Origin of the sequence: uncultured Rothia sp. (genome assembly GCF_937976295.1) — a bacterium.
GTDB lineage: Bacteria > Actinomycetota > Actinomycetes > Actinomycetales > Micrococcaceae > Rothia.
Window position 1 is genome coordinate 1 of the sequence record NZ_CALJRY010000068.1, and the last position, 7,914, is coordinate 7,914.

General features: G+C 57.6%; 5 protein-coding genes, 1 tRNA gene, 1 other RNA gene and 1 pseudogene. 6 read left to right on the top strand and 2 right to left on the bottom strand.

The genetic code is table 11. The features are described from left to right. Positions 1–160 precede the first annotated feature (160 nt). Positions 161–1,834 carry a polyprenol phosphomannose-dependent alpha 1,6 mannosyltransferase MptB gene (gene mptB, locus Q0216_RS01885; protein WP_298592498.1) on the bottom strand — a complete coding sequence of 558 codons (1,674 nt, stop codon included), beginning with the start codon at positions 1,832–1,834 and terminating at the stop codon, positions 161–163. Positions 1,835–2,097: 263 nt separating this feature from the next. On the opposite strand from mptB, the gene orn reads away from it, so the two are divergent. The 3 genes from orn (at position 2,098) to def (ending at position 3,827) form a co-directional block, all read left to right on the top strand. After that, the gene (gene orn / locus Q0216_RS01890) at positions 2,098–2,784 is read left to right on the top strand and encodes an oligoribonuclease (RefSeq protein WP_298592499.1); all 687 of its coding nucleotides are present in this window, start codon (positions 2,098–2,100) and stop codon (positions 2,782–2,784) included. A 153-nt stretch (positions 2,785–2,937) separates the two neighbouring features. Next, positions 2,938–3,010, top strand: a tRNA-His gene (locus tag Q0216_RS01895). Positions 3,011–3,254: 244 nt separating this feature from the next. Next, complete coding sequence (gene def, locus Q0216_RS01900) at positions 3,255–3,827, top strand: peptide deformylase (protein WP_049334074.1); 573 nt, start codon at positions 3,255–3,257, stop codon at positions 3,825–3,827. A 134-nt stretch (positions 3,828–3,961) separates the two neighbouring features. Here the strand turns inward: def and rnpB are convergent. Next, an RNA gene (rnpB, locus tag Q0216_RS01905) (RNase P RNA component class A) lies at positions 3,962–4,367 on the bottom strand. Between the two features lie 92 nt (positions 4,368–4,459). Between rnpB and Q0216_RS01910 the strand changes: the two genes are divergently transcribed. The 3 genes and pseudogenes from Q0216_RS01910 to Q0216_RS01920 all read left to right on the top strand — a co-directional run. After that, complete coding sequence (locus Q0216_RS01910) at positions 4,460–5,251, top strand: YaaA family protein (RefSeq protein ID WP_298592500.1); 792 nt, start codon at positions 4,460–4,462, stop codon at positions 5,249–5,251. Between the two features lie 373 nt (positions 5,252–5,624). After that, positions 5,625–6,692 carry an S-layer homology domain-containing protein gene (locus Q0216_RS01915; protein WP_298592501.1) on the top strand — a complete coding sequence of 356 codons (1,068 nt, stop codon included), beginning with the start codon at positions 5,625–5,627 and terminating at the stop codon, positions 6,690–6,692. A gap of 497 nt (positions 6,693–7,189) precedes the next feature. Beyond that, positions 7,190–7,914 (top strand): annotated as a pseudogene (locus Q0216_RS01920) (S-layer homology domain-containing protein); the annotation flags it as partial.

Genomic DNA, 7,914 nt, shown 5'->3' on the forward strand with positions numbered 1-7,914 from the left:
AACCCCCGACCAAGAGATTAGAAGGCTCCTGCTCTATCCTCTGAGCTACTGAGGCCTTCCTCTAGGGTACATGAGAATTAATGCTTCTCATGCACCGCGCCTCTCACGCAGGGGCTGACCCGCTGGGCAATGTATCCGGCTAGCGCGCTAGAAGTTCGCGCTAAGAGCCTACCTCGGCGGCTTCCCGTTCTGCCTTCTTCACCTCGCGGCGGCGTGCACGGCGGCTTGATGCGCCGGGGAACAGCTGCCACCACAGGCGGATGGTGGTGCGGCGAATCTGCGTGGGGTGCAGGCTCACGTACACCAGGCGGCGGGTTGCCGGGTCGAGGGCGACCAGGTAGATGATGTAGCCCAGGCAGATGACCGTCGCGATGAGTCGGCCCATGTCCTGGTTGAAATCGTGCAGGTAGGGTGACACGTTCAGCTGGTCGCTCACACCGTACGCCATGAAGAACAGCGTGGTGATGAAGTACCACATGAGCTGGAAGTGCGAGCGCAGGCCGGTTGCGGCGAGCATCGGGATGGCCCAGAGCAGGTACCAGGGCTGAATCATGGGGCTGCACAGGAGCATGAACAGGATCGCGAGGCCGGCGTGGCGCACGATGTTGCGGTCACGGCCGACGAATGCCATTGCTACCGCGCCGAGCATACCGATGCCCTTGCCGACGGTCTCGATGAGCTTGCGGATTATGTCGAAGGCCTCACCCTGAACGAACAGGGAGGCGGCGCCGATGAGCAGGCCGAAGGGGGTGTACCAGATGTATTGGCCGCTGGTGGTGGACAGCGCCTTGATCCAGCCGAATTCCAGTCCGGTTGCCCAGCCCATGAGCGCCATTTCGGCGAGTAGTAGCATGCCGGAGAGGGCCCAGAAGATGAACTTGCGCGGCCAGGAGGCGTTCTTACCCGCCCAGAGCAGACCCACGAAGGGCAGCACCACGAGGGCGAGCGGCTTGACGGCGACGCCGAGGGCTACGAAGGTCACGCCGAGCGGGCCGCCCCACCAGGTGTCGCGGTAGCGCTTGGCGTAGTAGAGGCCGCCGAGCATGAACATGGTCATGAGCGAGTCGTTGTGGCCGCTGGCGATGAACGATGCGATGAACAGCGGGTTCGGGCCGATCTGCCAGAGGGCTCGAACCTGGTTGAAGCCGTGTGCCTTGGCGAGTTTTGCCACGTAGAAGAGGATGCCGATGACCGCGAGCACAGAGAGCAGGCGGAAGTAGAAGAGGGAGAGGTCAATGTTCTCCCCCGCCAGGTGCACAATCCACTCTTCAAGCTTGAGGGAGATCGGTCCGTACGGGGGCGGGGATTCCGCCCACATGGGGTCCGCACCGTTCTGCATGAAGTTCGAGATTTCGGAGACGCCGTGCTTGTACGGGTTGAGGCCGTGCTCCATGACCATGCCCTGGCCGTAGTAGGAGAACATGTCGCGACTGTAGATGGTGAAGGCGAAGACCTGCGGCAGAGACCAGCTGATGATGACGGCAATCATCCAACGCATGGCGTTGGGTTCGTTCCAGTCGCCCATTTTCTGGTAGATGCGCAGCCATTCGCGGCACATGATCATGGCGCCTAGGGCGAGCATGATAATGCCGGTGATGACCCATGCGGCTTCGAATCGGATGGCGCGGATAATGTCGTAGCGCCAGAAGCTGGAGCTGTCGGCGAGCCAGCCGACGGCGTAGGAGCCGAGGGTGACCATGATGGAGCCGATGGTGCCGATAATCAGCGTGCGCAGACGGTGATTATTGACGTAGTCCAAGAATTTGGGTGAGAGGGGTGCGTCGTGTGCGCCGGAGGCGGTGAGCCGGTGTGCTAGCTCCTTTGATGCGCGCATAACTCCCTTTCTGTCTGCGTCGTCGTTCTGGCTTTATATCATACCGGAGCCCTCGGAGGCGCTTGAGAAGAATCGCTGTGGGGACAACGCCCGTGGACGCACCGCAGGGCACATCGGAGGGCACATCGGATAGCACGCAGACTTGTGCGGTTCTCCCCTGTCTCCACCGTTTGCGCATCCTCTTATGTCCCGATATGCCCCGATGCGCCCTTTTGTGACGTGCTGTCCGCCAGGTCGGCGGCGTTTGGGGGTAGAGTGGGAGGGTGAGTATTTCTAGTGAACGTATTGTATGGATTGACTGCGAGATGACCGGCCTGGACGTGGAGAATGATGCTCTCGTCGAGGTGGGTGTTCTGGTCACGGATGCCGATTTGAACATTCTGGGTTCTGGCGTTGAGTTCGTCATTAAGCCCGGTGATGAGTCTCCTGCCGGTGCGCTGGAGAACATGAATGACTTTGTGCGTTCGATGCATGAGGCGTCGGGTCTGTTGCCCGATATTGAGCACGGTGTGTCGATGGATTACGCGCAGGAGCAGGTGCTTCGCTACATCAAGAAGTATGTTCCGGTGGCGGGTAAGGCGCAGCTGGGCGGCAACTCGGTGGGCATGGATAAGCGTTTCTTGGAGCGCTACATGCCCGAGGTCATGGCGCACCTTCACTACCGTGTGATTGATGTGTCGACCATTAAGGAGCTGGCGTCGCGCTGGTACCCGGCGGCTCGTCATAGCGCCCCGGCGAAGACCGGCAACCACCGCGCACTGGGTGATATCAAGGACTCGATTGATGAGTTGAAGTATTACCGCCGCGCTATTTTTGTGCCGCAGGGCCCGGATGCGATTGCTTCGGCGCAGATTGCGCGCGAGGTTGAGGCTGAGCGTGCCGCACGCGAGGCAGCTGAACGCGAGGCTGAGGTATCCGTTTCTGAGGCGGCTGAGGCATCCGAGGCGTAAGCTTCGACGAGCGCCAGCGAGCTCCCCTCCCCCGCGATTTACACCGGGCACAGCATGTAACGAGCATCACGGTTTTTCAACTTGGCAGGTTTCTGAATCTCCTGTACAGTAGTATCCGTTGCATATCGCAAGGGAAACCAAGCGAAGCACATGGTGGTCGTAGCTCAGTTGGCAGAGCGCCTGGTTGTGGTCCAGGAGGTCGCGGGTTCAACCCCCGTCGATCACCCCGATGGAAAGGGTCGTTATGGTTATCCGTAACGACCCTTTCGCTTTACCCTCTGTTCGCGTTACCCTCAGTTGGGCTTGCCCGCACACGGCGTACCGGAACAGAACTTTTACACCCGCACTTTAAACCAGCAAGCGGGAACAGGGCGCCCCGCATCCTCACGAGGCACATCTTCACGAGGTATATCTTCATGAGGCAGGCGCACCCGGTAAGTTCCCGCTCAACACAAGCAAAGGATAATTCCGTGGCTATTCGCCCCATCGTTATTCACGGCAACCCCGTTCTGCACCGCCCTGCGGCACCCGTCACCGAGTTTAATGATGAGCTCAAGGAGCTCGTGGCTGACATGTACGAGACCATGGACGCATCCAACGGTGTGGGCCTGGCGGCACCCCAGATTGGCGTGGGCCTGCGCATCTTCACCTACAAGATGGAGAATGAGGACGGCGTTCCCCCGCGCGGCTGCATCATCAACCCGGTACTGACCCTGGGCAAGATTTCTACCGCCGACCCGGACCCCTACGAGGAGGAAGAGGGCTGCCTGTCCTTCCCCGGTTACGGCTTCCCCCTCAAGCGCGCCGAGTGGGTGACCGTGAACGGTCTTGACGAGCACGGCAACCCCGTCCACTTTGAGGCGACCGGCTGGTTCGCACGTTGCATGCAGCACGAAACCGACCACCTGGACGGCAAGCTGTACGTGAACCGCCTGAACAAGAAGTGGACCAGCAAGATGAAGAAGGTCGTGAAGAAGGAAGGCTGGACCGTCGACGGTAACTCGTGGATGCCCGGCGTGGATCCGGATCCGTTCGGCCACTAATCACGAGCTCTTCTGAAGGTCAGACCGACCTTTCGAGAAGTTTAAAACGAAGACCGCGAATGCACTCTCAAGCGCATTCGCGGTCTTCGTTTTCCATCAGCCGATGATGTTTTTTCATCAGCCGACGGTAGCGTGAAACGGGTCATCCTATGAGCCGGGTTCTGTCTAAAACGCCGCCCGAAGGGGCGTTTCGAGGCAATCATCTATCTAGAACGTACGTTGCCGCACGTCTCAAGCAGCCTACCCGAATACGCACCCCACCTCCGTGAAGGAAGCTGACGGGGATCGGGCGCACTACCCTACCATGGCGTATTCTGTTTGACCTTGCTCCAAATGGGGTTTACCTAGCCGGGCGCGTCACCGCGCCCGCTGGTGGTCTCTTACACCACCCTTTCACCCTTACCGCGGCGAACCGCGGCGGTTTACTTTCTGTGGCACTGGCCTGCGGGTTACCCCGAGTGGATGTTATCCACCATCCTGTGCTGTGGAGCCCGGACTTTCCTCGAAGCACGTGTGCCTCGCGATTGCCCGGACGGCCCGTTTCACCCAACCCATTATACGCACACCCCCGGCGGTGACTATTTCTCGGGTTCCCTCACGGGTAAATTACGCCTCGCGGGTACACTGGAGAGATGCTGATTCTTCTTCCCCCGTCCGAAGGTAAAACCCCCGCCCCCGCAGGCAACGCGCCCGTCTGCTTTGCCGACCTCTCGTTCCCCGAGCTTACCGCCGAGCGTGAGAACATTCTGGAGGAGCTGGCGGCTGTCAGCGCAGGACCCGACGCCCTGGCGGAGCTCAAGGTCGGCGCATCCCTTGAAGCAGAGGTGGAACGCAACACGCGCCTGCTGACCGAACCGGCGCAGCCCGCGATTCGCACCTACACGGGCGTGCTCTTTGAGGCGCTGGACTATGCGAGCTTCTCCCCCGCCGAACGCGATGCCGCGCACTGGTCGCTACTGATTTCTTCGGCGCTGTGGGGTATTCTGCGCCCCGAGGACGCGATCCCCGCCTACCGCCTGTCGATGGGCGTGAAGCTGGGTTCGGTGGGTGCGCTCGCCTCCTTCTGGAAGGGCGCGTTGGGTACCGCCCTGGAGGCGACCGCGAAGGACCAGCTGATTCTGGATTGCCGTTCTGCCGCCTACGCGAAGTCGTGGGTGACTCCCCCGTCGCAGACTCTGGCGATTCGTGTGGAGCGTGTGGCTGCCGATGGGTCGCGTAAGGTCGTCTCGCACATGGCGAAGCATTACCGTGGCCTGTTTGCGCGCTACCTGATTCAGTCGGGTTTGGCTGCTCGTCCTGTTGACGGCTCTACGGCGGGTATTGCCGAATTTTTGGAGGCTATCAGTGAGGATTGGTCGGTGGAGTGCACCCTGCCGACGGTGCGTAAGGCGGGCGTTTTGACGTTGCTAGTGCATGAGCAGTAGCGGCCACCGATTGTTATTCCTCGCTCTTTTAAAGATTCATTATCAAAATTTTTAACTATTTTTTTGAGCGTAAAAAAATGTATTTCCCCCTGTAAAACCACATTTACCCACATTGAGCGGGTAGGTTTTTATGGGGTATAAGGCGGGTAGTGTCTATCTATCCGCCTTCTTTTTATCTACAGAAGTGCTTATAGTATTAAACGTCTCGCCATTGGTGGCGGGATTTCACTCTCTAGCATTCACATTCTCAACTCAGTACACACGGAAACACGTCACGCCACGTACGTATAGCAAACTCTCAGAGGCTTAACCAATGGTTATTGGTTTGCTAGCGTAGAAGTAACACTCAGAAACACATCGATGGGACAACGAAATGTCTACTTTTTCCTCTCGTCGCGCCCTTTTTAAGGGTGCGGCAGCACTAACAGTCGCTGGCGCTTTGGGTGCGCACCACGCCGGCGAGCAGAGCGCCCAGGCTGCCACCTTGGACGTTAAGACCACTCCGCTGACGTTCAAGATTACTGAGGCGTCATTTGATATTAGCGGTTTCAACCTCAGCTACGAGATTACCGGTCTGCAGGCTGTGATTGATACCGGCCTGTACACCCCGTACATTGAGGTCGGCTACTACACCAAGGAGAAGGGCTTCAAGCAGTTCTATTTCTTCTCTCTTGAGCCGAAGAAGCCCATCGAGAATGATGTCTACGTCAGGCACCACATCATTTCTCGTGATGCCACTGGTGGCCCGAAGGCAGACTATGGTGTTCGTCTGTCTCTTCGTCCGCGCCGTGAGCAGTACACCATTCTGCGCACTATTGAAATTCGCCCGACGATTAACACCGAGTTCGCGTGGGCGCCGTTCATTGTGGACATTGATATGGATGGCGAGTACGCTCCCGATATTTATAGGTCGTGTAGCGCGAAGGTTCTGCTGCTCGATAAGAATCGTTGCTTCTATCCCCAGCGTGCGGTGACTCGCGGCGACCTGATGGATGCAATCTACCGAGGCGCCCGCTCGCCGAAGGTGAAGCTTCCTGCGCGTTCTCCTTTCCCGGATTTGTCCCCGAAGGATGAACGTTACGCGGCGTACATTTGGGCGTATCAGCAGGGTCTGACGTCCGGCTGGTCTGACGGTAAGATGCACCCGGAGGCGGTGGCCAGCCGCGCTACGATGGCTGCGTTCTTCTACCGTTACTTTATGCTTATTGGCCGTCGTCCTTCGCGGTTCAATCCCACGATTCCGCAGGATATGAAGCCGGGTGCCCCGTTCTACACTGAGTCGGTGTGGCTGCACTCATCGGTGAATGTTGACCCGAGCTTTATCTATAAGAGCAAGGATTTCCGTCCGACTAAGATTGCTACCCGCGAGGAGCTGGCTCGTGTCCTGTCAATGCTCGACATGCTTGACACCATCCCCAACAGCCCCTATATCGATGATTAAGATTCGGCAGGTGCTGTGAACCGGGCGGTTGGCCCTACACGTTTTAGCGTGGGTTGACCTCTGCGAACAGTAGCTGAAGATAGCGGCTGTTAGAAGGGGCGGTGAGAGTTTTTCTCTCGCCGCCCCTTTTCGTGTGCCTGTTTTGTGTGCCTGTTTTCTTGTGCAGGCGCTGCTGGGTGCTGTTTTTAATGCTGGTGATATTTTCAGTTTTATTTCTCTATTGTGCAATCTTTTGGGGGTTGGGCTTTGTATAAAACCGGGGCGTAATTTTTGATTTTTTGTCTTATAACTCTCATCGGCATGTTTTTCTCGTGTTTTCATTGAATGTCTAAGACTTGCGTTGGTAGGCTGAAATTGCACTTCAGCATGCCGCCGCTACGGGTCCTCTACGATGTAGATTCGGTGCGGGTTCGGTGTGGTGGACTGTCACTCATTTATCCTCTCAACTTCTTTTCTCATTCGCCCTCTTTCATGCAGAAAATTCAGATTGGATAATGATGTCCTCTTTCTTTAAGCCTGCTCCTGGCACGCGCCGAAAGGTTGCGGGTGTATCTCTGGTTTTGGGCTTGACTCCACTGCTGGCTTTGACGCCGGTGGCGGCTCAGCCAGCGCCCGCCTCCCCTGTGAACACGCAGCAGGCAACTACTCAAGAAACACCAGCCCGTCAGGTGCCTCAGGTGCAGGGTGACGATCCCGCCTCTGAACTGGAGAAGGTTGATTTGAAGGTCACGACAGGCCCCCTCAACATTTCTCAGGGCGGTATCATTTCGGTAACGACCTCTCCGTTGAGTGCTGAATTCCGTCAGAAGTACACGTTCCACGAGCTCGCGTTGGTGGAACGTGGTTCCACGTACGTCCATGTCGGGCATCATAATTATGTTCCCCTCACTCAGTACGGTGGGATGGTTAGGGACCTCAAGCAGCAGGGTAATGTGCGAGAGAACCCGGATGGCAGCCTCACCTTCACACTCGTTGTTCCCGCCCAAGTTGTTGAGGCTCCAGAGGGGACTCTCTTCGATATGGTACTGACGTACTACCCGTCGAACGAGTATGAGCCGGATCCGTTGACGTGGTCGAATCGCCGGGTAATCCGCACTCCTACCGATGTGGTGCAGGACGCTAAACCTACGGAGACCACCTACCTCTTCAGTTCACCTTCTATCGAGCATCCAGAAGAGGATAAAAAACTGCAGGTTGAGGGTTTAAATACGCCATCGAAAAG